Annotated in this window: 24 protein-coding genes; 16 read left to right on the plus strand and 8 right to left on the minus strand. The window is 48.3% G+C overall.

The window, feature by feature from the left end:
- Positions 1-208: 208 nt before the first annotated feature.
- The 3 genes from UM402_RS02640 to mutH all read right to left on the minus strand — a co-directional run bounded on the left by UM402_RS02640 (position 209) and on the right by mutH (position 2,043).
- Positions 209-394 carry a hypothetical protein gene (locus UM402_RS02640; protein WP_322295444.1) on the minus strand — a complete coding sequence of 62 codons (186 nt, stop codon included), beginning with the start codon at positions 392-394 and terminating at the stop codon, positions 209-211.
- 44 nt (positions 395-438) lie between these two features.
- On the minus strand, positions 439-1,257 hold the full coding sequence (locus UM402_RS02645) for an IS110 family transposase (protein ID WP_322295445.1): 819 nt from the start codon (positions 1,255-1,257) through the stop codon (positions 439-441).
- Positions 1,258-1,368: 111 nt separating this feature from the next.
- Complete coding sequence (gene mutH, locus UM402_RS02650) at positions 1,369-2,043, minus strand: DNA mismatch repair endonuclease MutH (RefSeq protein WP_058576003.1); 675 nt, start codon at positions 2,041-2,043, stop codon at positions 1,369-1,371.
- Between the two features lie 94 nt (positions 2,044-2,137).
- Between mutH and rppH the strand changes: the two genes are divergently transcribed.
- The 5 genes from rppH to UM402_RS02675 all read left to right on the plus strand — a co-directional run bounded on the left by rppH (position 2,138) and on the right by UM402_RS02675 (position 7,561).
- Positions 2,138-2,650 (plus strand): RNA pyrophosphohydrolase, encoded by a 513-nt coding sequence (rppH, locus tag UM402_RS02655; protein ID WP_053954528.1) that lies wholly within the window; start codon positions 2,138-2,140, stop codon positions 2,648-2,650.
- 2 nt (positions 2,651-2,652) lie between these two features.
- On the plus strand, positions 2,653-4,923 hold the full coding sequence (ptsP, locus tag UM402_RS02660) for a phosphoenolpyruvate--protein phosphotransferase (RefSeq protein ID WP_058576004.1): 2,271 nt from the start codon (positions 2,653-2,655) through the stop codon (positions 4,921-4,923).
- A 2-nt stretch (positions 4,924-4,925) separates the two neighbouring features.
- Complete coding sequence (locus UM402_RS02665) at positions 4,926-5,714, plus strand: sulfite exporter TauE/SafE family protein (RefSeq protein ID WP_058576005.1); 789 nt, start codon at positions 4,926-4,928, stop codon at positions 5,712-5,714.
- Between the two features lie 21 nt (positions 5,715-5,735).
- A complete protein-coding gene (gene lgt / locus UM402_RS02670; RefSeq protein ID WP_058576006.1) occupies positions 5,736-6,527 on the plus strand; it encodes a prolipoprotein diacylglyceryl transferase in 792 nt (263 codons plus the stop codon).
- 182 nt (positions 6,528-6,709) lie between these two features.
- Positions 6,710-7,561, plus strand: a complete 852-nt coding sequence (locus UM402_RS02675) for a thymidylate synthase (RefSeq protein ID WP_058576007.1) — start codon at positions 6,710-6,712, stop codon at positions 7,559-7,561.
- 332 nt (positions 7,562-7,893) lie between these two features.
- Here the strand turns inward: UM402_RS02675 and UM402_RS02680 are convergent, their stop codons facing one another.
- On the minus strand, positions 7,894-8,925 hold the full coding sequence (locus UM402_RS02680) for an IS110 family transposase (RefSeq protein WP_058576008.1): 1,032 nt from the start codon (positions 8,923-8,925) through the stop codon (positions 7,894-7,896).
- Positions 8,926-9,067: 142 nt separating this feature from the next.
- On the opposite strand from UM402_RS02680, the gene UM402_RS02685 reads away from it, so the two are divergent.
- The 5 genes from UM402_RS02685 (at position 9,068) to UM402_RS02705 (ending at position 13,026) form a co-directional block, all read left to right on the plus strand.
- Entirely contained in the window at positions 9,068-10,096 is a 1,029-nt protein-coding gene (locus UM402_RS02685; protein WP_058576009.1) for a response regulator, read from the plus strand.
- Positions 10,093-10,512, plus strand: a complete 420-nt coding sequence (locus UM402_RS02690) for a PAS domain-containing protein (RefSeq protein ID WP_053954532.1) — start codon at positions 10,093-10,095, stop codon at positions 10,510-10,512. Before UM402_RS02685 ends, UM402_RS02690 begins: the two co-directional genes overlap by 4 nt.
- Positions 10,505-11,293 carry a tRNA cyclic N6-threonylcarbamoyladenosine(37) synthase TcdA gene (gene tcdA / locus UM402_RS02695; RefSeq protein ID WP_058576010.1) on the plus strand — a complete coding sequence of 263 codons (789 nt, stop codon included), beginning with the start codon at positions 10,505-10,507 and terminating at the stop codon, positions 11,291-11,293. Before UM402_RS02690 ends, tcdA begins: the two co-directional genes overlap by 8 nt.
- A gap of 78 nt (positions 11,294-11,371) precedes the next feature.
- A complete protein-coding gene (locus UM402_RS02700) occupies positions 11,372-12,718 on the plus strand; it encodes a type II toxin-antitoxin system HipA family toxin (protein WP_058576011.1) in 1,347 nt (448 codons plus the stop codon).
- The gene (locus UM402_RS02705) at positions 12,715-13,026 is read left to right on the plus strand and encodes a helix-turn-helix domain-containing protein (protein WP_058576012.1); all 312 of its coding nucleotides are present in this window, start codon (positions 12,715-12,717) and stop codon (positions 13,024-13,026) included. The genes UM402_RS02700 and UM402_RS02705 overlap by 4 nt, the downstream gene beginning before the upstream one ends.
- Positions 13,027-13,150: 124 nt before the next feature.
- Here UM402_RS02705 and UM402_RS02710 read toward each other — a convergent pair whose 3' ends face one another.
- Entirely contained in the window at positions 13,151-13,516 is a 366-nt protein-coding gene (locus UM402_RS02710) for a SufE family protein (protein WP_058576013.1), read from the minus strand.
- A gap of 125 nt (positions 13,517-13,641) precedes the next feature.
- Here UM402_RS02710 and UM402_RS02715 point away from each other — a divergent pair, with 125 nt between their 5' ends.
- The 4 genes from UM402_RS02715 to UM402_RS02730 all read left to right on the plus strand — a co-directional run bounded on the left by UM402_RS02715 (position 13,642) and on the right by UM402_RS02730 (position 19,451).
- Positions 13,642-14,391, plus strand: coding sequence for an electron transfer flavoprotein subunit beta/FixA family protein (locus UM402_RS02715; protein WP_058576014.1), 750 nt, complete (start codon positions 13,642-13,644; stop codon positions 14,389-14,391).
- A complete protein-coding gene (locus tag UM402_RS02720) occupies positions 14,388-15,317 on the plus strand; it encodes an electron transfer flavoprotein subunit alpha/FixB family protein (RefSeq protein ID WP_058576015.1) in 930 nt (309 codons plus the stop codon). The genes UM402_RS02715 and UM402_RS02720 overlap by 4 nt, the downstream gene beginning before the upstream one ends.
- A gap of 192 nt (positions 15,318-15,509) precedes the next feature.
- Complete coding sequence (locus UM402_RS02725) at positions 15,510-17,345, plus strand: DUF1302 domain-containing protein (RefSeq protein WP_058576016.1); 1,836 nt, start codon at positions 15,510-15,512, stop codon at positions 17,343-17,345.
- Between the two features lie 84 nt (positions 17,346-17,429).
- Positions 17,430-19,451 (plus strand): S9 family peptidase, encoded by a 2,022-nt coding sequence (locus UM402_RS02730; protein ID WP_058576017.1) that lies wholly within the window; start codon positions 17,430-17,432, stop codon positions 19,449-19,451.
- Here the strand turns inward: UM402_RS02730 and UM402_RS02735 are convergent.
- Positions 19,448-20,197: a glycosyltransferase family 25 protein gene (locus UM402_RS02735; protein ID WP_058576018.1), complete on the minus strand. Its 750-nt coding sequence runs from the start codon at positions 20,195-20,197 to the stop codon at positions 19,448-19,450. The genes UM402_RS02730 and UM402_RS02735 overlap by 4 nt on opposite strands.
- A 1-nt stretch (position 20,198) precedes the next feature.
- Complete coding sequence (locus UM402_RS02740) at positions 20,199-20,993, minus strand: glycosyltransferase family 2 protein (RefSeq protein WP_058576019.1); 795 nt, start codon at positions 20,991-20,993, stop codon at positions 20,199-20,201.
- Positions 20,994-21,077: 84 nt separating this feature from the next.
- On the opposite strand from UM402_RS02740, the gene ung reads away from it, so the two are divergent.
- Positions 21,078-21,728, plus strand: a complete 651-nt coding sequence (gene ung / locus UM402_RS02745) for a uracil-DNA glycosylase (protein WP_058576020.1) — start codon at positions 21,078-21,080, stop codon at positions 21,726-21,728.
- Between the two features lie 7 nt (positions 21,729-21,735).
- Here ung and UM402_RS02750 read toward each other — a convergent pair whose 3' ends face one another.
- On the minus strand, positions 21,736-22,896 hold the full coding sequence (locus UM402_RS02750; protein ID WP_286911284.1) for an endonuclease/exonuclease/phosphatase family protein: 1,161 nt from the start codon (positions 22,894-22,896) through the stop codon (positions 21,736-21,738).
- Between the two features lie 452 nt (positions 22,897-23,348).
- On the opposite strand from UM402_RS02750, the gene UM402_RS02755 reads away from it, so the two are divergent.
- Entirely contained in the window at positions 23,349-26,549 is a 3,201-nt protein-coding gene (locus UM402_RS02755) for a carboxypeptidase regulatory-like domain-containing protein (RefSeq protein WP_058576022.1), read from the plus strand.
- Positions 26,550-26,588 lie beyond the last annotated feature (39 nt).

Raw genomic sequence — 26,588 nt, forward strand, 5'->3', positions numbered from 1 at the left:
TATATACGGCCTGTTTATGGTGCGCTTTGCGCACCTGGCCTGGATGAACTCCGCACGGCAACTGGCTTATCAGGCTAACGTACTGAGTGTACTGAGGCTATCCAGTCTCAGTTGCCGTCGGTTTACCCTATTTTACCATCCTGCTTACGTTTGCAACTCCCGGAAGGAATGAACCTTCGCTTTGCTCTTTTACTGAACGCTGTTGCTGTTAAGCAGCAGTCATTCGGTAATCTTCTTGATTCTTTAACATCGCCCAGATTATCCGGGCGTGCTTATTGGCCAGTGCCACTGCGGCAACATTGTTGCCCCGGCGTTTGGCAATATCCTGTGCCCAGAGGCTCAGTCGGTCATCACGTTGTTGCGCTACCCGCAGCGCAGAGCGCGCTCCGTGCACCAGCAGTGTCCTGAGCTTGGTATTGCCTTTTTTGGTAATACCACCTAAACGGTCTTTGCCGCCAAACGGTCTTTGCCGCCGCTGCTGTTTTGCCGTGGTACCAGCCCCAGATATTCCGACAGGTTACGGCCGCGCTTAAATTCATTCACATCGCCTATCAGAGCCAACAACGATGTTGCTGTTATCGGGCCGATGCCCGGTATCGTCATCAGCCTGCGGCTGTCTTCGTTGTTATCAGCCTGTGCCGCTAAGCGCTTATCCAGTGCTTTAACCTCTTCGTCCACCGTGCGAAGCATTTGATACAGGCGGTTGATTAAGTCCCGGGACTGAAGCGTCAGCGCATTGCTGTCGTCTTCCAGTATCTCCGGCACTCTCTGCAGTATGGTACTCACCCGCTTGGGTAAAATAATGCCGTACTCAGCCAACTGACCTCTTAGCCGGTTCGAGAACTGCGTTCTCGTCTGCACGAAGCCTTCCCGCTGATTCACCATCAGCGCTAAATCCTGCTGCTCAATGCTTTTCAGCCTGACCGTCTGACGATTAGGCCGTGATGCCGCCTCGGCTATCGCCCGGGCGTCATTCGCATCGTTCTTCTCACCCTGCAAATACGCTTTGACGAAGCGTGGTGGCAGCGCCACCGTTTTATAACCCAGTTTTTCACATTCGCGGCGCCAGTAATGACTCATGCCGCAGGACTCAACCGCTACTTCACAGTCATCTGTACGTTTCAGTGTTGCCAGCTTCGCTAACACCTTGTTGCTGCGCAGCTTTTTATTAAACACTTCCTGCTCATTTTCATCCAGCGCCAAAACCTGAATAAAATCCTTTGCCAAATCCAGGGCAATTCTGTTTACAATAGCCATTGGTCCTCTCCACTCTGTTTCTATAGAAGCTTGAACCTCTATATTGGCACATTGCGATGCCGTAAGAGGGAGGGGACCATCTCATCAGGCTACGTCGAGGTGCGCCTCTGATTAAGCAAAAACGCGCTGAAGGATGGCCCGGGTGAAGTCTTTTTTGAGGTAGAACCCGCGGGGACGAACTTTAATGATGGCGCCTTCAGGGCCAATGGCGTCAGTCAGAACTGAGCCGTCAGCAGCTTTGGGCCGTATTTGCATAACTTCACCTTGTCGGGCAGTAATGTTCTCGACCTGTCCTAACGCGATTCTATCCATGTGCTCTTCCCAGTCGGCACGAAGTTGAGCTTCCTCTTTCTCATTGGGTGCCCAAAGGAAAGCGCTGCCAACCACCCGGTCAGGAACGGGTATCTCGCGGCGGCCATCGATAGGCAACCAGAGTACATGCTGAAGTTTGTTGCGCACGTTCGATGTAGCCCACTGCACCCCTTCAATACTCGTCAGCGGGGCGCTGCAAACAAAAGTCGTTTCCAATGGCTCTCCTTCTGGAGTGACCGGTAGCGTTTTTAATTCAACCCCCAACTCAGGGAAGTCCTGAGTGGGCTTAGAGCCTGCAGTAGCGCCAAGGTGCAGTTCCAGAAGTTGTCCCACCCAGCCTTTGTCGCGGCGTAGGTTTTCTGGGGCAGTTAAACCCACCTGTTCGGCTAATTCCGAAAAGCGCTTACCGGCAAGTGCGGCTGCGCGTTCAAACAGTTCGTCAACGGATGTCGGACGAGAAGGCTTGTCTGTCATGTCGTAAATCTGCGCAAATCCAAAATGAGTATTTGCCCGAAACCGGGCTTTATGGAAGAATCCACTGTAACAGAGAATAATTGAGGATGCTCGCGTGATAGATGCTGAAGGATTCCGACCCAACGTAGGAATCGTCATCTGTAACGGGCATGGGCAGGTATTTTGGGCTCGTCGAATTAACCAGCAGAGCTGGCAGTTTCCACAAGGAGGCATTCACGACGGCGAGACTCCTGAACAGGCAATGTACCGAGAACTTTATGAGGAGGTCGGTTTAAAGCCTGAGCAGGTCGAAATTCTGTACACCAGCCGTCACTGGTTGCGTTATCGGTTGCCAAAACGACTGATTCGACGTGAACAACGGCCCATGTGTGTTGGACAAAAACAAAAGTGGTTTTTACTGCGCCTGAAGTGTCGGGAAGAAGACGTCGATGTCTTGCATTCAGGTCATCCCGAATTTGATGGCTGGCGCTGGGTAAGTTACTGGTACCCTGTACGACAAGTCGTATCGTTTAAACGCGATGTGTATCGCCGGGTTATGAAAGAATTTGCCCCGCATGCTATGCCATTTCGCTCGTCCGGAGGGCGTCACCACCGACGTAGAAGATAATGATGTTAGTCACACTGCAAAGAATTGTTGAAGGCGTGAATAAAGCGCCTGACTTTAACATGGCACTAAATACCATGGTCGGTCAGGTACGCGAAGCGCTAGAAACAGACAGTTGCAGTGTGTTTATTGCTGATAACGATCAACGCCAATTCGTTATGGCCGCCAGTGATGGCCTGCGAACAGAAGACGGCTCGTCAATTCGCGTCGACTTTGGTGAAGGTATAATCAGTCTCGCTGCACAGCGGGAAGAGCCATTGAATATTGCTGATGCCAGTCAGCACCCTGCCAACAAGAAGCTGGTCGACACCAACGAAAATATTTATCGTGGGTTATTGGCTGCGCCTATTATTCACCGCAGAAAAGTATTGGGTATCGTTGTTGTTCACCAAAGCGTTGCCCGGCAGTTTACTCGCGAAGAAGAAGCCTTCATTGTAACGTTGGCGGCGCAGTTAGCGGTGGTCATTGCCCATGCCGATGCGAAAGGCCTGTTAATGAGTGACCACTCGCCGTGGATTCACAGTCTTCGCGGACTTCCTGGTTCTCCCGGCGTCGCTATTGGTGATGCTTATGTGTCCCGGCCTGAGGCAAGGCTGGATGAAGTTACCCCAAAGCGATCCGATAAACCGGTTCATGAAATACGTAAGTTTCGGCAGGCCGTTGCGCGCACACGAGCTGACCTAAAAGAACTGTCCCGACGCATGGCCGGGCAGGTTCCTGACGATACGCTGGCTATTTTCGACGTGTATCAAGGCATGCTTGATGCCGCCAGCCTTGGTGATGCCGTCGAAAACATGATTAAAGAAGGCTGGCGCGCGCAGACCGCATTAAAATACGTGGTTGAACAGTTCGTTTCGCAGTTTGAAGCGCTAGAGGACTCCTACCTTAAGGAGCGTGCGACAGACGTTCGGGACATTGGTCAACGTGTGCTTATGCACCTGCAGAACCGTCAACGGCAACGTAAACCTCTGCCGGATAGTTTCATATTGGTGGCGGATGAAGTCACGGCTTCCATGCTTGCAGAGTTACCGCAGGACCATATCGCCGGTATTATTTCATTAAATGGTTCAAGTAACTCGCACGCAGCCATTATGGCGCGCAGTATGGGTATTCCGGCGGTATTGGGTATTGATGATATTGATCTCCATTTTTTCTCTGACCGCCAGCTTGCAGTCGACGGTTATACCGGTGAAGTTTATATTGACCCGCCACCACAGGTGCTTAGTCAGTTTCATCAGTTGGCAGAAGAAGAGCAGGAACTCAAGGATATTGTCTCTGAGCACAGCCATTTGCCAGCTGAAACTCAAGACGGTCAGCGGGTTAGCTTACATCTAAATCTGGGCTTGGATGTTGCTCACGATTATTTACAGTCCTTGAATATTGACGGTGTTGGGCTTTATCGCTCTGAAATTCCGTTTATGATGCGCGACCAACTACCGACAGAAGACGAGCAAACGGAAATGTACCAGGAGGTGCTTGAACAGTTTCCTGATCGTCCGGTGGTTATGCGGACACTCGATGTGGGCGGCGATAAACCTTTACCGTATTTTCCGCTGCAGGAAGACAACCCTTTCTTAGGTTGGCGCGGTATACGACTGACGCTCGACCATCCTGAGATTTTTCTGATACAAATTCGGGCAATGCTAAGAGCCAGTATTGGTAAAAGTAATCTACGTATTTTATTGCCTATGATCACGAGCACCAGTGAGGTAGACGAAGCATCACGGCTCATTAAACAGGCGTACTTTGAGGTTGCAGAAGAGCAGGGGTGCGAAGTTGGCGTAAACTTATTCCAGCCGCAATTAGGGGTGATGATAGAAGTTCCTGCGGCTATTTATCAATTACCGGCCATGGCCAGTAAAGTCGACTTTTTCTCAGTAGGTAGTAACGATTTAACACAGTACTTATTGGCGGTTGACCGCAATAATCGACGCGTTGCCAGCCTTTATGACGCCTACCACCCGGCAGTTTTAGCGAGTTTGGATGAGATTGCCCGGCGCTGTGAGGAACTGGGTAAGCCTGTTAGCGTATGTGGTGAATTAGCCGGTGACCCTGGCGGCGCGTTGCTTTTGGTTGCAATGGGGTATCGGCAGCTCAGTATGAACAGTTATAACGTTGACAGAGTGCGTTGGATTCTCCGCAACGTACGTTCAAGTACGCTTAACGTCATGCTGGCAAAAGCGTTACAGGCACGTAACCCGGAGCAAATACGCAGTATGATAGCGGACAAAATGGAAAGTATGGGCTTGGGTGGCTTCGTGCGAGCAGGTAAATAATTATGTTATTAAGCACTTGGCTTCTTTGTTTAGGTGGCGGTGCTGTTGCCGGCTTGTTGGCTGGCATGCTTGGTATTGGTGGTGGTTTAGTTATTGTGCCGCTACTTATTTATTTGTTGCCGATAATAGGTGTGCCTCCTGAACTGGTGGTTCCGAGTGCTATAGCAACCAGTTTGGCTACCGTTTGCATGACAACCGCTAGCGCTTCGCGTTCTCATGCTAAGCACGGCTTAATGGAAAAGTTTTGGTTAGTTCGTGTTTTGCCTGGCTTGTCTATCGGGGCAATGACCGGAGCGTATCTGGTTACCGTTATCGACCCCGACTGGCTGAAACGTATTTTTTCCATTGTATTAATAGCCTTGGCTGCTCGAATGGTTCTGCCTCAGAAAACCGGTGAGCCGATGACATCGGTGTCAAAACGGTTGGTTGCCTTAGGGAGTTATATTATTGGCACCATATCGGGCTTAGTTGGAATTGGCGGCGGGGCCTTAACTGTGCCGTTTTTAACGAAAATGCGACTGCCTGTGCGTCAGGCTATTGCAATATCGTCGCTCGGTAGTTTTATTATTGGCTGTAGTTCCGTCGTTATGTTTATTGCTAATGGCTGGCTGTCGGGTAAAGCCACCGGGGCTTTCGGGTTAATTCATATACCGGCGTGGATAGGTATTTCCGTAGCGTCGGTTTTAATGGCGCCTTTAGGTGCTAAACTCGCCCACAAATTACCGGTTAAGCAGTTGCAGCGCGTGTTTGCTGCATTTTTAATTATTGTTGCTGTACAACTTATTTTTTAATAGAACAAGGGAGTGTCCTCAGTGCCTTCGAACGAATACTGGCAGTTTCCAGCGATAGATCCAGTGGCCTTTAGCATTGGCCCTATTGATGTGCATTGGTACGGTATCAGTTATCTTGTCGCCTTTGCATTTGCCTATTTCTGGGGTGTTCGCCAAACCAAAACAGATGAAAACTGGAGCAAAGAACAGTTTAGTGACTTACTGTTCTGGTGTTTCATCGGTGTTTTTGTTGGAGGGCGTGTCGGTTATACCTTGTTCTACCATTTTGACTACTTCCTTGCCGACCCCCTCTATATTTTCTATGTCCACGAAGGTGGTATGTCTTTTCATGGCGGCTTATTGGGTGTTATAGCTGCGATGTTTTTATACGCAAAGAAGAAAAAGCGCGACTTCCTTCAAGTGGGGGATTTTGTAGCACCACTAGTGCCTATGGGCTTATTCTTCGGACGTATAGGTAACTTTATCAATGGCGAGCTTTGGGGCCGTGCGGCAGAAGTACCCTGGGCAATGTACTTCCCCAGCGGTGGCCCGGTGCCAAGGCATCCGTCGCAGCTTTACGAAGCGCTATTAGAAGGCTTGCTGCTGTTCTTGCTTATTTTGTGGTTCCAGCGTAAACCGCGCGGCGTTGGTGCAGTCAGCGGTCTGTTCTTGTTAGGTTACGGCGTGGCTCGTTTCATAGTTGAGTTTTTCCGCGAACCGGACGCTCACTTAGGTCTACTGTCTCTGGGTATGTCCATGGGTCAATGGCTGACCCTGCCAATGATCATTTTAGGTGTTCTCCTGATGGTTCGTGCCAAGCCCCGGACGGCGTAGGGCAGTGGTTGTAGCCTGACATTCATGTCAGGTGAGATGCCGCCGCTCACATAAAAGTCGGGCTACTACATCTATTATTCGTACGTGATTTCAACGGACAAGATCCCACCTGATGCAATAGCATCAGGCAACGGCATCAGGTACGATATAAAATATTACGCACAACATAATTTGTAGAAAAAATGAAACAATACTTAGAGCTGTGCCAACGCATTGTCGACGAAGGTGTTTGGGTTAAAAACGAACGTACAGGCATTAACTGCCTAACGGTTATAAACGCCGACTTAGAGTACGATGTTGCAAACAACCAATTCCCGCTCATTACCACTCGCAAAAGTTATTATAAGTCAGCTATTGCTGAGCTTTTAGGCTATTTGCGTGGCTACGACAGCGCGGCTCAGTTTCGTGAGATTGGCTGCAAAACCTGGGACGCCAATGCCAATGAAAACCAGGCTTGGCTAAACAACCCGAACCGCAAAGGCGAAGATGATATGGGCCGGGTGTATGGGGTACAGGGCCGCTCGTGGCAAAAGCCGGACGGCAGCCACTTAGATCAGTTGAAAAAAGTGATTAATAACCTATCAAAAGGTATTGATGATCGCGGTGAAATAGTGACCTTCTATAATCCCGGGGAATTTGAGTTAGGCTGTTTGCGTCCGTGCATGCATACCCACAACTTTTCACTGTTAGGCGACACGCTTTATTTAACCTCGTACCAACGCAGCTGCGACGTACCGCTGGGGCTTAATTTTAACCAAATTCAGTGCTTCGTTCTTTTAGCTTTGGTGGCACAAATTACCGGACACAAGCCGGGCAAGGCGTACCACAAGATAGTAAACGCTCACATTTATGAAAACCAGTTGGAACTCATGCGTGATGTACAGCTGAAACGCGAACCTTTTCCGTCGCCTCAGTTACACATTAACCCTGAGATTAAATCTCTTGAAGATGTTGAAACCTGGGTGAGCAAAGACGACTTCACCGTCAGCGGTTATCAGTGCCATGAACCCATTAAATACCCATTCGCCGTGTAGCCTGACATTCATGTCAGGAGCGGTATCTCACCTGACATGAATGTCAGACTACACGAATAGCATCATATATGGTCCCCTCCCGTTTTTGCAACGTGAGCCTGTGGTAAATGTCGGGGCGCTCGCATATATACGGCCTGTTTATGGTGCGCTTTGCGCACCTGGCCTGGATGAACTCCGCACGGCAACTGGCTTATCAGGCTAACGTACTGAGTGTACTGAGGCTATCCAGTCTCAGTTGCCGTCGGTTTACCCTATTTTACCATCCTGCTTACGTTTGCAACTCCCGGAAGGAATGAACCTTCGCTTTGCTCTTTTACTAAACGCTGTTGCTGTTAAGCAGCAGCCATTCGGTAATCTTCTTTATTCTTTAACATCGCCCAGATTATCCGGGCGTGCTTATTGGCCAGTGCCACTGCGGCAACATTGTTGCCCCGGCGTTTGGCAACATCCTGTGCCCAGAGGCTCAGTCGGTCATCACGTTGTTGCGCTACCCGCAGCGCAGAGCGCGCTCCGTGCACCAGCAGTGTCCTCAGCTTGGTATTGCCTTTTTTGGTAATACCACCTAAACGGTCTTTGCCGCCGCTGCTGTTTTGCCGTGGTACCAGCCCCAGATATTCCGACAGGTTACGGCCGCGCTTAAATTCATTCACATCGCCTATCAGAGCCAACAACGATGTTGCTGTTATCGGGCCGATGCCCGGTATCGTCATCAGCCTGCGGCTGTCTTCGTTGTTATCAGCCTGTGCCGCTAAGCGCTTATCCAGTGCTTTTACTTCTTCATCGACCGCTCGCAGCATCTGATACAACCGGTTGATGAGGTCCCGGGACTGAAGCGTCAGCGCATTGCTGTCCTCTTCCAGTATCTCCGGCACTTTCTGCAGTATGGTACTCACCCGCTTGGGTAAAATAATGCCGTACTCAGCCAACTGACCTCTTAGCCGGTTCGAGAACTGCGTTCTCGTCTGCACGAAGCCTTCCCGCTGATTCACCATCAGCGCTAAATCCTGCTGCTCAATGCTTTTCAGCCTGACCGTCTGACGATTAGGCCGTGATGCCGCCTCGGCTATCGCCCGGGCGTCATTTGCATCGTTCTTCTCACCCTGCAAATACGCTTTGACGAAGCGTGGTGGCAGCGCCACCGTTTTATAACCCAGTTTTTCACATTCGCGGCGCCAGTAATGACTCATGCCGCAGGACTCAACCGCCACTTCACAGTCATCTGTACGTTTCAATGTTGCCAGCTTCGCTAACACCTTGTTGCTGCGCAGCTTTTTATTAAACACTTCCTGCTCATTTTCATCCAGCGCCAAAACCTGAATAAAATCCTTTGCCAAATCCAGTGCAATTCTGTTTACAATAGCCATTGGTCCTCTCCACTCTGTTTCTATAGAAGCTTGAACCTCTATATTGGCACATTGCGATGCCGTAAGAGGGAGGGGACCATCTCATCAGGCTACTGCCTGCGCTAGAATAAGGGCACTAAACAACGGCCGGGAATTTCAATCTATGACGCTAAAAGTCACGCTGTGCGATGACTCGAAAATGGCGCGGAAACAGCTGTTGCGCACGCTACCCGATGACTGGGATGCCGAGGTACACCAGGCTGAGCACGGTGAGCAAGCGCTGACTTGTGTACGTGAAGGGCGTGCTGAAATCCTGTTTCTGGATTTGAACATGCCGGTAAAAGACGGCTATGAAACTCTGCAGGCAATCAAAGACGAGCAGTTAGAAACCTTGGTTATTGTGGTGTCGGGTGATATACAGCCCGAGGCGCAAAAGCGCGTGCAGTCATTAGGTGCCATGGCCTTCGTGAAAAAGCCTATGAAAGCCGAAGACGTACAAACTCTGTTGCAGCAGTTCGGCCTTTACCAGCCCGCCGGTGGACAACTAAAAGTCGCCGACCAGCAAACTCAGGCTCCGTCTAATCCGCTCGATGTATACCGCGAGGTTTCAAACGTTGCCATGGGTCAGGCGGGTGATCACTTAGCCCGGGTGCTGGATACCTTTATTGAGTTACCCGTGCCGAACGTCAATTTCATTGCGCCTTCTGAATTGCACATGGCCATAGAGTCTATTGACGCCAAGCAGCAAGTGGCGGCAGTCAGTCAGGGGTTTTCCGGCAGCGGTATTTTAGGCGAGGCTTTAACGCTCTTTAATGAGGCGGCTATTGACGACATTGGTAAGCTGTTAGGTGCAAAGTTGGGCGAAAGCGGCTCGGTGAAACAGCAGCGCATTGAGTCATTAATGGACGTGGCCTCTATTTTATCCTCTGCCTGCTTAAATGGTTTAGGTCAGCAGTTGCATGTGGAGTTCGCGGCGTCACAGCCGGTATTACTGGGCGAAAACCAGTCCATGCAAGAGTTACTGCAACACGGCGAACAGCGCTGGCAGAAAATTCTGGCTATAGAAATAGGCTATCAGTTGCCGGAGCATAAGCTGGCGTTTGACCTTTTGCTGCTGTTCCCGGCCGATGCCGTGAAAATTCTCGACCAGCAGCTGGCGCACTGGCTGCAAAACGAAGAGGATGACCAATGATAGACGATATGGACGAGCTGCACAGCAAGCTGAGCATTCTGGGCGCCATTGATGTAGGCATTGTGGTGGTCGATAACGACAACAACATCCAGATGTGGAACGAGTTTATGCAGAATCACAGCGGCCTGAGACCCAGCGAAGTGCGCGATAAAAATTTATTCCGCTGTTGTCCGGGTATCGACCAGGTCTGGTTTCAGCGTAAAATTGACCGCGTGCGGCAATTAAACTCGAGAGTGTTTATTACCTGGCAACAGCGTCCTTACGTGTTCCGGTTTCGCCACAGCCGCCCCATAAGCGGGCAGAGCGAATGGATGTATCAAAACGTCACCCTAATTCCGCTTAAGAACCCGCGTGGTGAAGTGCACCAGGTGGGCATTATTATCTACGATGTGAGTGAACAACCCAGTCATGAGTGAAGTACCCGATCAGCGTTTTGGTGGTGTCAGCCGTGTTTACGGACAACAGGCACTCAACCATTTTCAACAGTTACACATAGTGGTCGCCGGGCTTGGCGGCGTTGGTTCCTGGGCGGTGGAGGCACTGGCGCGTACCGGCATTGGCAAGCTGACACTTATTGACTTAGACGATGTGTGCATCACCAATATTAACCGTCAGCTACCGGCCACCGATGACACCATTGGGCAACTAAAAACCGAGGTGCTGGCACAGCGCGTGAAAAGCATTAACCCAAACTGCGAAGTTAAGGTTATTGATGACTTTTTATTGCCGGAAAACTTCGAAGAGTACCTAGCTGGCGCTGATGCGGTGCTGGACGCCATCGACAGCGTGAACACCAAGGCCGCGCTGGTCGCCTGGTGCAAACGGCGCAAGCTACGCCTGGTGGTGTGCGGCGGTGCTGGTGGGCAAATAGACCCGGGCATGATCCGTGTTGGCGACTTAGCCAAAGCCAAGCAGGACCCGTTACTTGCTAAAGTGCGCTCACAACTGCGTCGCGACTACGGCTTTTCCAAGAACCCTAAACGTAAATGGGGCGTTGACTGCGTCTATTCCGAAGAGCAACTGCGCTACCCAGTTATTTCCGGTGAGCTGGAAGGTGAAGTCACACTGCAAAAACCAGGCTCCGGCTCCATGCGCATGGATTGCAGCTCCGGCTTTGGCGCCGCTATGGTGGTCACCTGCAGCTTTGCCATGCAAGCCACTGCTACGTTATTGAAGCGAATGGCACCCCCAAAATAACATTTTGCGTGGTATAGGTTGCAAAAATAGATTTATTTGTCTATTTTGAGAGTAATACCACTCAATTTTAGGTGCGTCATGAATAGTCTAACGGTACAGGCTTACCTGCAAAACCAATGGCAGGACATAGCCATGTTAACTTTTACTGAACGAGCCGGGCAGAATGAACCCGACGTACAAGTGCAGTATAAAACGGACTACGCTATTGAGCACCTGGAGCAGGATGATCACCATGCTGTTTCCTTAAACCATCCCGTTCAGCTTTATTTCGATGACGACGATCAACTCGGTTGGCTTCGCTTTCTTGATGATATTATTCCAAGTGGTGCAGCTCGACGGTTTTGGGTGGATCAGCTTGAAATACCCAACTTGCCACTAAGCGAACAAAATTTGGTTTTATTAGAAAAGGCCGCAATTGCACCTGTTGGACATTTGAGAATAAAAGAAGCTGTCGAAAACCAGAACAAATCTACAAACCCTCCTCAGTTTAAAGTCAAAGACGTTGTAGAGAGAAACGCAAGTTTTCTTGAATATGCTCAACAGCGAGGAGCCATTGCCGGGGGAGCCACCGGAGCGGGCGGGGAAGCGCCAAAACTGTTGCTGCGATGCAACAATAATGACGAGGTTTGGATAGATACCTTTCAAGAGGATACCAATACTCAGGACGCATTTTATCTGGTGAAGTTTCCCCGGGGTCAGCGCAAGCCAATTGACTGCGATATCCTGCGCACGGAATATCACTTTTATCGCGAGCTTGACAGTATGGGGTTTAATACCATAGCAACCGCACCGATGCGGCTTGAAGAGGGTGAAAACTTTCCCTCACTTTGGCTTCCGCGTTTTGACGTTGAAGTTGTTAATGGTGTCGTTACTCGCAAGGCAATGGAGTCTGTTTACTCAATATTAAAGCGAGCGCCCGGTGTGCGTCTTCGTCATGCTGATGTAATACGTAATTTAGTCAGCAAAATTGAGAACTCGTATACAGTAAAAGAACAAGGCGCTCCCTTTAATGCAGAGGCGTTTGTAACCGAATGGGTACGTCGGGACTTATTGAATATTGCTTTTGGTAACTCGGATAATCACGGTCGTAATACGGCATTTTTCAGAGATGAAAGTGGTATAAAGCTCACGCCAATTTATGATTTTGCGCCGATGCGAGCTGACCCCGAAGGAGTGCCAAGATCAACTGTTTGGGGAGAGCCCATGGAAAGTGGTGGCGAATATAACTTTGGCGCCATCTGCGAGGAGCTTTCTGATTTAATTGAACCCGAACAATTGCTCGGTGACCTGAATACATCGGCTGAGCAACTTATTGGTTTGGAAAGTAGATTAAGAGAACGAGGCGTTCCAGACAGCATTATGACGATGCCTAAAGTCGGACTGGCAAATATTCCAGAAAAACTGAAACGCTGGGGGCTGCTATGATTAAGAGTAACCAGCTTAGCGTCGAAGAGCGAGAAGCTCTTATTGAACGTATTGCGCTACAACTATTACAGGGTGACATAAGCCAGGGACAAGCGTTGCAGGAGTTCAGGAAAAAAATTACTGGGTTGAATCAAAGCGATTATGCCAAGCTCACAAGAACTTCCCGAAAGACCGTTTCAGAAGTTGAAAATGATCTAGGCAATTATTCTAGCGACATAATTAATAGACTGTTTAAGCCCTTTGGGTTAAAAGTCGGCCTGGTTCCGGCATCCGCTCGGTTAAAGCGCCGTACATTGAAGGTATCGTGAGCGCGCCCGGTGGTTATGGGAGCTACTGCGGAGGTGTGCAGCGCCAAGGATGGCGCTGCCCAAGCCCTACAGGGATGTATTCACGGGCGTCCTCCGCAGTAGCTCCTATAACCTCAGCGCTCACTCACGCCTCAATAACCCGCAACTTCAGGGTTTTGGCGACCTGATACAGGCCGTTGCTGCGTGAGGGACTTAGGGCGTTATCTAAACCTTCGGCGCGATAAAAGGCGTCAATGTCAAAGGCGGCTATTTCCGCTACTGAGCAGCCGTCCAGCCGTTGTTGCAGTAGCGCCAGTAGTCCGCGCACAATGCGCGATTCAGAATCAAAACGAATCACTACCGCCTCTACATCAGAAGTATCCAGCCACAGCCATACCTTCGCCTCGCAGCCACCCACCAGATGATCGTCATCACGACATTCTGCCGGATATTCTGGTAGACTTTTGGCTTGTTGAACTAAGTGACGAAAAAGCTGTTCCCAGCTGGCCATGTAAACTCTCCCTTACGGTAATAGAGTTTTATTCTCCCACAACTTGTGAGATCGACGCCAGTCTAGGATAATGGCAGCATAATAAACACCAACATTCAGAACATTCCAGCAAAAGGAAGTACAACATGAAGATACTTGTCGCGGTTAAGCGCGTCATTGACTACAACGTCAAGGTGCGTGTTAAACCAGATCAGTCCGATGTCGATTTGGCGAACGTCAAAATGGCACTTAACCCATTCTGCGAAATTGCCGTAGAAGAAGCCGTACGCTTAAAAGAAGCCGGCACAGCAGACGAAGTCGTTGTAGTTTCTATTGGCCCTAAAGCGGTACAGGAGCAGTTACGTACTGCGCTAGCATTAGGTGCAGACCGCGCTATTCAGGTTGAAACCGACGACATGCCAGACTCTTTATCTGCCGCTAAAATTCTAAAAGGTGTGGTAGAGAAAGAAGGACCGGACATGGTCATTCTGGGTAAACAGTCTATCGACTCAGACAACAACCAGACCGGTCAAATGCTGGGCGCCTTAACCGGTATGCCACAAGGTACTTTCGCGTCTAAAGTGGAAGTTGGCGACGGCTTTGTGAACGTCACCCGTGAAATTGACGGTGGTCTGCAAACCGTTAAATTGAACCTGCCGGCTATTGTCACTACTGACCTGCGTTTGAACGAGCCGCGTTACGCGTCGCTGCCAAACATCATGAAAGCCAAGCGTAAGCCGCTGGAAACCATAAGCCCGGACGAGCTGGGTGTGGAAGTTAAGCGCACTATTAAGCTGCTGAAAGTTGAAACGCCTGCCGAACGTAGCGCCGGTGTGAAAGTAGCTGACGTAGATGAGCTTGTCGACAAACTGAAAAACGAGGCGAAAGTATTATGAGCATCTTAGTGGTAGCAGAACACGACAATAACGCGGTTGACCCTTCAACGCTGAAAACGTTAGCCGCTGCACAGAAAATCGGTGGTGACATCGAGGTATTGGTTGCTGGTAAAGGGTGCTCAACCGTTGCTGAAAATGTGGCAAAAGCTGACGGCGTGAAAAAAGTCATGCTGGCAGACAACGACGCATACGAGCATCAGCTGGCTGAAAACATCAGTGAACTGGTTGCTGACTTAGGCAAAAACTACAGCCACATTCTGGCTCCGGCAACAACCACCGGCAAAAACTTCATGCCACGCGTTGCTGCGTTATTAGACGTAGCACAGGTATCTGACATTATCTCGGTAGAAAGCGACGACACCTTTAAGCGTCCTATCTATGCTGGTAACGCCATTGCTACTGTGCAGTCAGAAGACAACATTAAAGTCATTACCGTTCGTGCAACCGCATTTGATGCAGTTGCAGCAGAAGGCGGTAGTGGCGACGTTGAAAATATCGACTCCGTATTTAACAACGACAAGTCTGAATTTGTTGGCGAGCAGCTGGCAGAGTCTGAGCGCCCGGATCTTACCACAGCGGAAATTGTTATTTCCGGTGGTCGCGGTATGCAGAACGGCGAAAACTTCCACATGCTGGAAGACATTGCTGATAAATTAGGTGCGGCGGTTGGTGCGTCACGTGCCGCTGTTGATGCTGGTTTCGTACCAAACGACATGCAGGTGGGTCAAACCGGTAAAATTGTTGCGCCTCAGCTTTATGTTGCTGTTGGTATTAGTGGTGCTATCCAGCACTTAGCCGGTATGAAAGACTCTAAAGTCATTGTTGCTATTAACAAAGATGAAGAAGCCCCAATCTTCCAGGTGGCTGATTACGGCTTAGTAGCCGATTTATTTGATGTTCTTCCTGAACTCAAAGAAAAGTTATAAATTACTTTTAAAGACTCGTTACCAGCGCCTATTTAGACGCTGGTAACGACATTTTCCCGCACTTTTTCCAACAACTTGTTATCTTTTCGTGTTCATACACTTGCATATTTTTAACTCATCGGACATGATTCATCTATAACCGCCAAACAAGTTTAAAGGATTAGGTGGCTCACAATGAAAAGAAGAACAACTATGCTAAAAAAACTTCCTCTGGCTACGGCCATTGCACTGAGCTTTGCGGCTACAGGCCAGGCTGCTGACTTTGAAGTCGGCGACTATGAAATCAAATTCGACTCTATTCTTTCCTATGGCGCATCGTGGCGTATGGAAGATCAGGCCAACCACCTGGTTCACCCAGGCAACCGCGCAGGAGGCACGGCAGGTTCAAGTGTCGGCGATGATGGTAACCTGAACTTCGATAAAGGCGACTTAGTATCATCGGTTTTTAAAGGCGTTCACGATTTAAGCATTGACGGTGATAACCACGGTGCTTTTGTGCGCTTTAACTATTGGTACGACTATGTGATTTCTGAAGAGGAAATGCGCCATGGTCATACAGCAAACCTGTATTATCCAAATACTACGCTGAACGATGACGCTTTTGACGATTATTCGCAGGGGCATGGTGTTGAGTTGCTAGACGCATTTGTTTATGCAAACTTTGATATCGGTGACATGCCAGCAAACGTCCGTGTGGGTCGTCAGGTATTAAGCTGGGGTGAAAGCACCTTTGTTTTCAACGGTATTAACGACATTAACCCGTTAGACGTTAACGCGGCTCGCCGTCCGGGTGCGGAAATTAAAGAGGCGTTGCTACCCGTAGGCATGATAAGCACCAACATCGGTTTAACCGACGTGATGAACTTAGAAGCCTTCTACCAATACGAGTGGGATAACACTAAACTGGACGGTTGTGGTACTTACTTCTCAAGCGTTGATATCATTGGTGGTCCAGGTTGTGGTTTAGTAACGCTGAACCCTGCTATTGGTAATGGCACAACTCTGAGTGACCGCCAATCGATTGAAGCGGGCGCCTACATTGGCAGTAACCCAATGATTGAAGCCTCTGACAGTGGTCAGTGGGGTGCAAACTTGCGCTACTACTCTATGGACCTTGGCGCTGAGTTTGGTGTGTACTACCTGAACTTACACAATAACACGCCAATTATTTCTGCGTACAACTGGAGTGTTGACCCGCGTCCGTACCAAGCGGCATCTGAAAATGGACAAGATGTAGACTATGCGTGGGCAACGCCAAACGGCTATCCAATCGATGGTCCTAGACTAGTGTTAGAGTATCCGGAAGATACTGAAGTTTATGGTTTAAGTTTCAGCACAAACTTAGGCATGTGGTCTGTTTCTGGTGAGTACAGCTATCGCGATGGTATGCCAGTACAAATAAACACTACTGAAATTTTGACCGCAGGTTTACGCCCGAATACACCAAGTACGTTCGCTGACCGCGTTAATAATACCCCTCTACGTGAAGATGGTAATCCTAACGTTGGAAAAGCTAATGGTTATGACCGTTTAGATGTCAGCCAGGCTCAAGTCAGCTTTGTTCGTTTCTTCGACCGTTTCTTGGGCTCAGATCGCATGACCTTTGTTGGTGAAGTAGCCATGAACAGTGTTCATGACATGCCGGGCATTCAAGAGCAACGCTACGGTCGTTTGCCGTTATTTGGTAAGTGTTTGACGGCACAAGACGCAGGTCCATTCGCTAACGGCAACTGCGAAGGTTTTGTTACTTCAACATCTTGGGGTTATCGCACGCGCTTCCAGTTTGAATATTCAAACGTCTGGCAAGGCTGGGGTTTAAACCCAACGGTTCAGTTTAATCATGACGTTAATGGTTATTCGCCGAACAGTAACTTTATTGAAGATCGCAAATCACTGGGTCTGAATTTAATGGCTGACTACCTGTCAACTTATAAAGTGACTCTTGGCTACACCATGTATTCAGACAGCGACTTAGACCCGTTAGCTGACCGAGACTTTGCGTCCGTTAGCTTCTCATACGCGTTCTAATGCATTGATTCATGAAGTAGATCACGATAAAACCGTCTCTATGAGGCGGTTTTTTTATGCCCGTTTTTAGTTGGGAGAATAACAATGAAAAAGTGGATAATTGCAGCAGCGGCTCTGGCCGTATCAGGTTCTGCGGTAGCGCAGGAGAAACTGGAGCTAGAAGACGTTTTCACTCTAGAGTATGCATCGTCACCGACAATTCACCCAAGTGGTGAGTGGAGCGTATTTGTCCGCCAGTCTATGGACATACAAAACGACCGCAAAGTTGGGCGCTTATGGAGTGTATTACCAGACGGAGATATACGCCCGTTAACCGGCGAGCAAGGCAGTGAAAGCCAACCAGTATGGTCGCCAGACGGCAAGCGGCTAGCCTATGTTTCAACGGAAACCGGAAGCCCGCAAATTCATATCTATTGGGCGGACTCTGGCGAAAGCGCAGCCATTACTCAATTAACGAAAGCGCCGTCAGGACTGAGTTGGTCGCCTGATGGTAGCCAAATCGCGTTTTCAATGTTTACGCCAAAGCCAGAACCTGCTCCGGTAAGCTTGCCGGGTAAACCCGAGGGAGCAAATTGGACAACACCACCAAAATATATCGATAAAGGCAATTACCGTTATGACGGTGGCGGCTATGCAGAAGACGGATATCAGCAAGTTTATGTTGTGCCTGCCACGGGGGGCTCGCCACGCCAGTTAACCGAAGACGAGTTCAACCATGGCGGTAACTTGACTTGGTCGGCTGACGGAAAGCATATTTTCTTCTCAGCGAATCGTCGAGAAGACGCGTTTCGCCAACCAGTCAACAGTGAAATTTACCGGTTGACTGTTGCTAGCAAAGAGATATCGCCAATTACTGACAGAGATGGGCCAGACGGTTCACCTAAAGTGTCACCAAACGGTGAGAAAATAGCGTATACCGGTTATGACGATGAAAAAATGAGCTATCAGATTACTAAGCTCTACGTCATGAATACCGATGGTACTGATATCGAAGTGTTAACGCCAGACTTAGATCGCAGCGTTACTGGCTTTGAGTGGGACTCTGACAGCCGTGGTATCTATTTCACTTATGACGACAACGGAGTCGGGCAGCTTGCACGTACGGACTTAAGCGGCGAGCACACCCACTTAACTGACCGCGTGGGCGGCCTTTCCTACAGCCGACCTTATGGTGGAGGCGACTTCAGTGTTGCAAAAGGGGACAAAATTGCTTTTACCATTTCAAACCCAATGCGCCCGGCTGAATTAGCGTTGTGGGAAGACGATAATGTCCAACAAGTGACTCGTCTGAATGAAGACGCTTTAGCTCACAAGAAACTCGCAAAAGTAGAAGAGATTCGCTATAAGTCGAGCGTCGATGGTAAAGACTTACAGGGGTGGATTGCCTATCCGCCAAACTTCGATAAAGACAAAAAATACCCATTGATGTTGGAAATTCACGGTGGTCCACATACTAATTATGGTCCGCGTTTTGCGGCTGAAGTTCAGCTCTTTGCAGCTGCCGGTTATGTCGTGCTGTATACCAATCCTCGAGGCAGTACTAGCTATGGTGCTGATTTCGCCAATGAAATTCATCATAACTATCCCGGTGAAGATTACAACGACCTCATGGACGGTGTTGATGCGGTTATTGAAAAAGGCTTCATTGACCAAGATGAGTTATTTGTCACAGGCGGTAGTGGCGGCGGCGTACTAACTGCCTGGATAGTGGGTCACACTGACCGTTTTAAAGCCGCTGTTGTGGCTAAGCCGGTGATTAATTGGTACAGCTTCGTGCTAACTGCCGATATGTATAACTTTTTCTATCAATATTGGTTCCCGGGTCTACCATGGGATAATATGGAACATTACATGGAGCGCTCGCCAATCAGTTACGTGGGTAACGTGACAACGCCAACCATGCTATTAACCGGTGAGAATGACTACAGAACACCCATGTCGGAAACCGAACAGTACTATCAGGCGTTAAAGCTGAAAGGCGTCGACACCGCAATGGTGCGTATTCAGGACTCAGGCCATGGCATTTATGCAAGACCAAGCAACCTGATGAACAAAGTTGCTTATATCTTACATTGGTTTGAGAAGTACCAAGGGAAAGAAGATTAACTTCCTTCTCTGTTTTTATGGTAACGGCGGTTCTGCCAAAAGAACCGCCATTGTTCTCTCAAACGCACCCAGCCTCTGCGGCTTACATCGTGCCTATTGGCAACACTGAAGATATCACTTTCGTGCGTATGGCTGTTATCAACCGTGTAAGGAAGCAAGCCGAGAACATGAGCGCCTGTTTCCCATTGCCATTGCATATCAACATCGACCGGGCGAAAAAAAGGTGTACGAGACAACATTTTCTTTGCGCCTTTTCGACTTATTAAATAGCCACAAGCACCCATCGGCGGTTTAATATAGTCGACTAATTGAAAATCACCAATAGCCTCCAACTGTCTGGACTCTTTGGGCTTGAATGGTTGAGCTAGCTTAATAATATCCCATTCAGAGTAAGCACTGTTCTCAATTTCGGCAGTTGCATGGTGCAAATGAGCAAATGCCGGACTAAGCACAATGTCATCCTCGAGGATAATGGCTGCCTGATGATCGCTATCTAATAATTTTTGCCATGCCTTACGGTGGCTCATATAGCAAGCAATTTCCCCTTGCGTTAAATCATAATTATAGCGTTCTGAGTTTAGTTTATGGCTATACACTGCGTTTATATCTGAAGTGGATATTACTCGCCCATCAATGGCTGGGACTCGTTCATAATCAAGACCGAGCTGCTTCATCGATTTATCGACATCCTCAAGGCGATGACGAGATCGGTCAAGGTTAATTAAAAATATCGGCAAAAAAGACATATTATTGCTCGGACTTCTCTACATCGTCACCGCGCTTACGTCTGTAGGCGCGCTCATAAAGTTTAGCTTCAGTGAGAAAGAAGTGAAAAGCATCGATGTTTGCTTTAATAAAGCCTCGCCAACCGGCTAAAAACATCCGGCGTATAAAGTAAAACTTGATGAACATCAGCGGGAATATAAGTAATACCCGAGCTAAGCTGCAGTGACGACCTCTCTCTTCTCGCTGTTTAGCCTTCAGCAGCGAATATTTGTTCAGCTTATCCATGTACCCATGTGCCGAATCGTAGCCATAATGTTTAACATCGATCGGCAAATGAGTCAGAGGCGGCTCTACCTCGATATGCTCATGAACTTTGGTTGATGTGTTCCAGTGAGACTTAGATTTTCGGTAGACTCGGCGGAAACGGTGGTGGCGATGACCGGGCAGAGAGTGCCCCATAAAGATATCGTCGTGAGCTAAATAGATACCATTGATATCATTCTGCGCGATGCGATGTTGAATGGTTTCAAAAGCGCCCTCAGGCAGAACCTCGTCCCCATCTAAGTTGATGACCCAGTCGTTTTTGCATTGCTCTAGAGCAAAGGCTTTTTGTTTTGCATAGCCTAGCCACGATTGGTGAATAATTCGTGCACCGTGGGTTTCGGCAATTTCGAGTGTATCGTCGGTGGAACCTGAGTCGACTAACACTATCTCGTCGGCGCCTTTGACACTGCTGAGAACTTCATCTAAATGACGGCCCTCATTGAGTGTTATTAAGTAAACACTTACTTTCGGTAAGCTATTTCGCTCTGTCATGCTAAACCTTGAAATCATTCAGTTGAGAAGTGGGATCATATCGTTTTATGATACAAAGGTGTAGCCTGAACTAAAGGAATTCCAATGCCCTGGAGCGACTTACTTGCCGAAGAAAAACAAAAGCCGTACTTCAAAGAATTGTGGCAACGTGTTGAGTTGGCACGTCAGCAGACGGTCGTTTACCCTCCAAAGGAAGAAGTATTTAATGCACTGAAGTTGACCGAGCCCGAGCAGGTGAAAGTGGTTATTCTGGGGCAGGACCCTTATCACGGGCCAGGTCAGGCGCATGGGCTGAGTTTTTCTGTTAAAGAAGGCGTGAAGTTTCCGCCGTCACTGCGCAATATGTTTAAGGCAATTGCTCTGGACTACCCAGACACCGTACTCCCTCAACATGGAGACTTGACCGCATGGGCGCAGCAAGGCGTGCTCTTATTAAATACAGTGCTTACGGTTGAGCAGGGAAAAGCGCACAGTCATGCAAGCTGGGGTTGGGAAACCTTCACCGATACCGTTATTAAAAAAGTGTCGGAAGCGACAGAGCATGTCGTGTTTTTATTATGGGGTTCACATGCTCAGAAAAAGATCCCGCTGATTGATGGCACTAAGCATTACATTCTGACCGCGCCACACCCATCGCCCTTATCTGCGCATCGCGGCTTTTTTGACGCTAACCATTTCAAAAAAGCCAACGATTATCTGCAGCAGCACGGACGGCAGCCCATTAAATGGGCGTAAAGGGCGTTTACTTCACAATATCTATCCACACCAAGCGGTGGTCAGAAGAAGCCTGGCGCTTTTTCATCATGTCGGCACCTGGCTCATCGTTAACGGGCCAGAAAACCCCTGCATTTTTGACCACTAAGTCATCAGACGGTAGGGCGTAGTCAACGCGCTTGCGCCAAGCCGCTGTGTGAAATTGAGAACCCTCAATATCCGGCGAATGCAATTTACCACCCTCGCTTTGTGGCTTAACGTCGTTGACGCGCGGGTGCTCGAGGAGCTGCTCAATTGCACCGTCAACACCACCTGCGCCTGCTTGTGCATTCATGTCTCCCAGAATTACAAAGCTAGCGTCTTCACCTAGCCCGCCACGAACACCGTTATCGTCATAAAGATAGTTATCGCGACCAGGTGTTAAATAATCAGCAAACAAGCGGATTTCATCATAGTTGCGCATTCCGTTACGGTTCTCAGGACCGTCAAAGACAGGCGGTACCGGGTGCGCCGCTAATAGGTGAATAACACGGTCCCCAATTTTTACCGGCACATCCCAGTGAGATTTCGAGCTCAATGGATATTGGGCCATAGCGTCTTCAGAGAACCAGGGCTCAGATGTTGGCTGCTTATCGGAGTCATGTACATAAGGAATGTGGCGGCCCGGCATATCTTTCCATAGGAAATGCTGGAAGGTACGCGCGTCCTCGGCTGCCAGAGGGTATTTTGACAAAATAACCATGCCGTATTGACCCGGGTACCAACCAAAAGCCCAGGCATCGTCACCAGAGCCACTGGCTTTGCCATCGCGGTTTAAATCGAAAGGTGAAGGCACACCGGTGTTAACAGGGGCGGTGTAGGCATAAGGGTAGTCAATAGCTGCCTGGCCGTTTTGAGACACTTCTAAATAATCACTGCGGAAAACATCAATACCTACGGCTTTATCAACGTAGTCAAACTCGTTCAGTAGGACCACATCGGGACGTACGCGTTGAAGTATTTCTGCAATACCACGAATTTGCTCATGGTTTTGCTCCAGAACACCAGGAAGAGGAGAGCTCTTCAGCGTAGGGAGTTCGTTTTCCGGCAGATAATTAGACGCGTCCATACTGACATTAAAAGTTGCAATACGAACCGTCTCAGGTTCGCTTTTGCCAGAACCTGCGAACGCAGAAAGAGAAGTGATCATAAAAAGTACAAATGTTGAGTATATTGAAAACCGCATAAAGCCCATGGGAATGCCTGTTTGAGAAACGCCTATGACAATTAAGAAGAATAAAGGTTCCCAAAGCGCTAGGCAAGGGCGAATATTTTGATTAAAATATGTCACATATCTGACACATAAATGTCTTAGAAGCGTAATGAATCAAGCGGCATACCCAACAGCTCCGACCACCAACCACAGTCTCGAGGCTTATCAAGTCATGAGCTTCCCTGTGATGAATCAGCTGTTATGCCGTGGGGCATCATCGAATAATAAACAAACGTCTAACTTTTCTTCTTTTTATTATTCACTGCTCCCTCCCTCCAAAGCTTTCGCTTCGTTAACTTTTTCCTTTTTCTTTCACAGAATTGTCACAAATAAGCTATACCCTTATTTGTGCTTAAAAACCCAAAACCAAAACCGGGAAGAACAAAACTATGTTTAACTCTACTTTCAAGCGTACAGCTCTTGCGGCTGCTATTGCTATGGGCCTTAGCGGTGCTGCTTTCGCTCAGGAAACATCATCATCTATGCGCGGTGTTATTACTGGCCCTCAGGGTAACCCGGCTGCAAATACAAAAGTTGTCATCATTCACCAACCAACAGGCACGGTTAATGAGTTTACAACTAACGAAGACGGTGTTTTCTCCGCTAAAGGTCTTCGTGTTGGTGGTCCTTACCAGGTAATTCTGGACTCTGATAAATATCGCGATGCCGTTTTAGAAGGCGTTTACCTTGATCTTGGAGACACTTTCCGTGTTAGTCGTCAGTTAGAGTCAGCAGACATGGAGCGCTTAGTTGTTAGCGGCTCGGCTATCATGATGGAAAGCGGTGGTGCGAGCAGCAGCTTTGGTGAAGATACCATTGATAATATGCCAAGCTTCAATCGTGATCTGAAAGACGTCGCTCGCATTAACCCGCTAGTAACCATCAACGGCTCAGGTGAAATGACTATTGCTGGCGGTGACCCACGCATGAACAGCGTCACGGTTGATGGTATTGGCCAGAATGATGACTTTGGTCTGAATTATGGTGGCTACCCAACTGAACAGCCTCCCGTATCGTTAAGTGCTATTGAGCAAATATCAGTGGATGCCGCGCCGTTTTCTGTGAAAAAAGGCGACTTCTCAGGCGGTACTATTAACGCGGTAACTAAGTCAGGTACTAACGAGTTCGAAGGCGAGTTATTTTACGAGTTTTCTGACGCCGACTTAAAAGGTGACGTACAGGCGGTTCGAGAGAATTATGGTGACCTGGACGAAAACGGCTATCGTACATACCGTAATGAAGACATTGAGCCTAATCAGTCAATGTCGACTTTTGGCCTGTCTTTCGGCGGCCCTATTATTAAAGATGAGTTATTTTTCTTCACCAGTTATGAAGAATGGAGCCGTGAAATCGATTTAGACTACGGCTTTGAAGGCAGCGGCGCTACTAACGAGTTCTACGTTTCTGAAGCAGACTATAATGAATTTCTTCGTATATTAGACGAGCGTTATGGTATTCAGGATTCTCTAGGTGGGGACCCAGAGAGTAAAGATCGTAAGTGGTTAACTAAGCTAAGTTGGAATATTAACCAAGCTCACCGTTTAGATGTGACCTACCAGTGGCAGGATAACTCCGATGAGCGTAACTTCTCTACCGGTGGAGATTTTGTTCAGTTGGCTTCGCGCCGATACACATACCATACGCGCATGAACAACATCAGCGCTCGTTTATACAGTGACTGGTCTTCAAATTTCATTACTGAAATGGGTATCACCTACAAAGATGTGGAAGCTAACTCTTTAACTAACTCAGACATTGGTTCGGTTCAAGTAGACATGTTCTTCAACGGGCCTAGCTTTGCGTTTGGTACCGACGAATACCGCCACAGCAACGTTGCTAAGAATGACAATTTGACCTTCAATTTCGATGCAACTTACTTAATGGGTGAGCATGAAATTGTTTTTGGTACCCAAGTTGAGCAGTTAAGCCTTTACAACAAATTTGTTCCTAATGCTTTAGGGTCGTGGGAGTTTGATAACTTCTATGGTTTCGAAAACGGTATTGTTGGCAACTATAATGGCAACTGGGACTTCAGCTACCAGAATGCTTATACCAACAATCCGGAAGACGCGGCCTATGAAGTTGATAGAACTACGTTAGCGCTATATGTTGGTGATACGTTCTATGCAACGCCAAACTTGGAGATTAATGCTGGTTTGCGTTACGAGCGTTTAAGTTCTGACGACAAGCCAACATTAAACGAAAACTTCCAGGAAGCGTATGATGGCATGACCAACCAGGAAAACTTGGACGGTTTGGATATCTTCCTTCCGCGTATCAGCTTTAAGTATTATACCGACAGCAGTTTAGTGGTTCGTGGCGGTATTGGCCGTTTCTACGGCGGTGTTCCTAACGTTTGGTACACCAACCCATTCACAAAAGACGGTGTAACACTTGTACAAGCGCCGAGAAGCGCAGTTGTGGATTATTATTCGAACAACACCGTTACAAGTTTCGATGGTGTACCACAAGAAATTCAGGACGCGATGCAGCAAGGTGACGGTAGTACCAACTATACGGATCCAAACTTCGAGTTACCGAATGACTGGCGAGCTCAACTGGCTCTAGACTACGAGCTGGATATTCCTTACTTAGGTGATATGTTTAATGCGACTACGTCATTGATGTACAAACGCATGAAAGACCAGCCTGTTTGGTATAATACTGCGATAGTAGAAGCCGAAGTAATGGCTGACGGTGAACGTATTATTCATGAGTCTCGTTATGAGGGGGATCGCTCTCAAAACTCAGATATCATGTTAAGAAATGCACCGGAAGACGGTCGCGCTTACATTTTCTCGCAGTCTTTAGCAAAACAATGGAATAACGGGGTAAGCTTTACAGCAAGTTATACTTACCAAGATGTTGAAGATAATGGCGCTGGTTCTTCTTCACAGGCAGCAAGTAACTATAAGCACTATGTTGCTAAAAACCGTAACCAAGCATTTTCAGCAACGGGTAACTTTGAAACTGAACACAGCTTAAAAATTACTTTGGGCTATAAGAAAGAGTTCTTCGCGGACTATGAAACCCGTTTTAACCTGTTCTTTGAACGCCGTTCAGGTCGTCCGTTTAGCTATGCTATCGGCATGTATCAAGATGGCGACTTTGGGGATACGCCAGAGTTCTTCAGTCAATCAGCTTACCTGCCGTACATCCCGTCAGGTGCCGATGATCCTAACGTAGACTGGGAAAACTCAATTAGCTGGGAAGAAATGCAAATGCTGCTAGATAATGCGGGCATCTCTTACGGCGGTGAAGGTTATATACTTGACAGAAACACTCACAACCAGCCTTGGGTTACCGACTTGGATCTAAGCATTCAGCAAGAAATTCCAGGGTTTATGGATGGTCACAAAGGAATCTTATACTTAACCATCGACAACTTTGCTAACTTGCTGAACGATGATTGGGGCATCGAGCGCCGTCTTCAGTATCCGCAGGTTAACTTGTATGACTTGGGTGGCGTTAATGACGAAGGTCAGTATCAAATTGACCCTGTTTATAGAGGCTACTATCCGAATAACTACAGTACTGTCGACATGAGCTCCTCCTGGAGTGCCAAATTAGGTGTTCGTTACACCTTCTAAATTAAACAGCCTCGCAACTCGTTGCGGGGCTTTTTTTTG

It is taken from the genome of Idiomarina sp. OXR-189, from assembly GCF_034373425.1.
In the GTDB taxonomy this organism is placed as follows: Bacteria; Pseudomonadota; Gammaproteobacteria; order Enterobacterales; family Alteromonadaceae; genus Idiomarina; species Idiomarina zobellii.

Excerpts from the sequence above, each read along its gene's own strand:
- UM402_RS02685 (WP_058576009.1), top strand. The coding sequence starts at position 9,068 with ATGACGCTAAAAGTCACGCTGTGCGATGACTCGAAAATGGCGCGGAAA.
- UM402_RS02750 (WP_286911284.1), bottom strand. The coding sequence starts at position 22,896 with ATGATCACTTCTCTTTCTGCGTTCGCAGGTTCTGGCAAAAGCGAACCT.
- ptsP (WP_058576004.1), top strand. The coding sequence starts at position 2,653 with ATGTTAGTCACACTGCAAAGAATTGTTGAAGGCGTGAATAAAGCGCCT.
- UM402_RS02715 (WP_058576014.1), top strand. The coding sequence starts at position 13,642 with ATGAAGATACTTGTCGCGGTTAAGCGCGTCATTGACTACAACGTCAAG.
- mutH (WP_058576003.1), bottom strand. The coding sequence starts at position 2,043 with ATGACAGACAAGCCTTCTCGTCCGACATCCGTTGACGAACTGTTTGAA.
- UM402_RS02720 (WP_058576015.1), top strand. The coding sequence starts at position 14,388 with ATGAGCATCTTAGTGGTAGCAGAACACGACAATAACGCGGTTGACCCT.
- UM402_RS02700 (WP_058576011.1), top strand. The coding sequence starts at position 11,372 with ATGAATAGTCTAACGGTACAGGCTTACCTGCAAAACCAATGGCAGGAC.
- UM402_RS02735 (WP_058576018.1), bottom strand. The coding sequence starts at position 20,197 with ATGTCTTTTTTGCCGATATTTTTAATTAACCTTGACCGATCTCGTCAT.
- UM402_RS02740 (WP_058576019.1), bottom strand. The coding sequence starts at position 20,993 with ATGACAGAGCGAAATAGCTTACCGAAAGTAAGTGTTTACTTAATAACA.
- UM402_RS02645 (WP_322295445.1), bottom strand. The coding sequence starts at position 1,257 with ATGGCTATTGTAAACAGAATTGCCCTGGATTTGGCAAAGGATTTTATT.
- UM402_RS02665 (WP_058576005.1), top strand. The coding sequence starts at position 4,926 with ATGTTATTAAGCACTTGGCTTCTTTGTTTAGGTGGCGGTGCTGTTGCC.
- ung (WP_058576020.1), top strand. The coding sequence starts at position 21,078 with ATGCCCTGGAGCGACTTACTTGCCGAAGAAAAACAAAAGCCGTACTTC.
- UM402_RS02730 (WP_058576017.1), top strand. The coding sequence starts at position 17,430 with ATGAAAAAGTGGATAATTGCAGCAGCGGCTCTGGCCGTATCAGGTTCT.
- UM402_RS02710 (WP_058576013.1), bottom strand. The coding sequence starts at position 13,516 with ATGGCCAGCTGGGAACAGCTTTTTCGTCACTTAGTTCAACAAGCCAAA.
- UM402_RS02755 (WP_058576022.1), top strand. The coding sequence starts at position 23,349 with ATGTTTAACTCTACTTTCAAGCGTACAGCTCTTGCGGCTGCTATTGCT.
- UM402_RS02725 (WP_058576016.1), top strand. The coding sequence starts at position 15,510 with ATGCTAAAAAAACTTCCTCTGGCTACGGCCATTGCACTGAGCTTTGCG.
- UM402_RS02690 (WP_053954532.1), top strand. The coding sequence starts at position 10,093 with ATGATAGACGATATGGACGAGCTGCACAGCAAGCTGAGCATTCTGGGC.
- tcdA (WP_058576010.1), top strand. The coding sequence starts at position 10,505 with ATGAGTGAAGTACCCGATCAGCGTTTTGGTGGTGTCAGCCGTGTTTAC.
- UM402_RS02675 (WP_058576007.1), top strand. The coding sequence starts at position 6,710 with ATGAAACAATACTTAGAGCTGTGCCAACGCATTGTCGACGAAGGTGTT.
- UM402_RS02705 (WP_058576012.1), top strand. The coding sequence starts at position 12,715 with ATGATTAAGAGTAACCAGCTTAGCGTCGAAGAGCGAGAAGCTCTTATT.
- UM402_RS02680 (WP_058576008.1), bottom strand. The coding sequence starts at position 8,925 with ATGGCTATTGTAAACAGAATTGCACTGGATTTGGCAAAGGATTTTATT.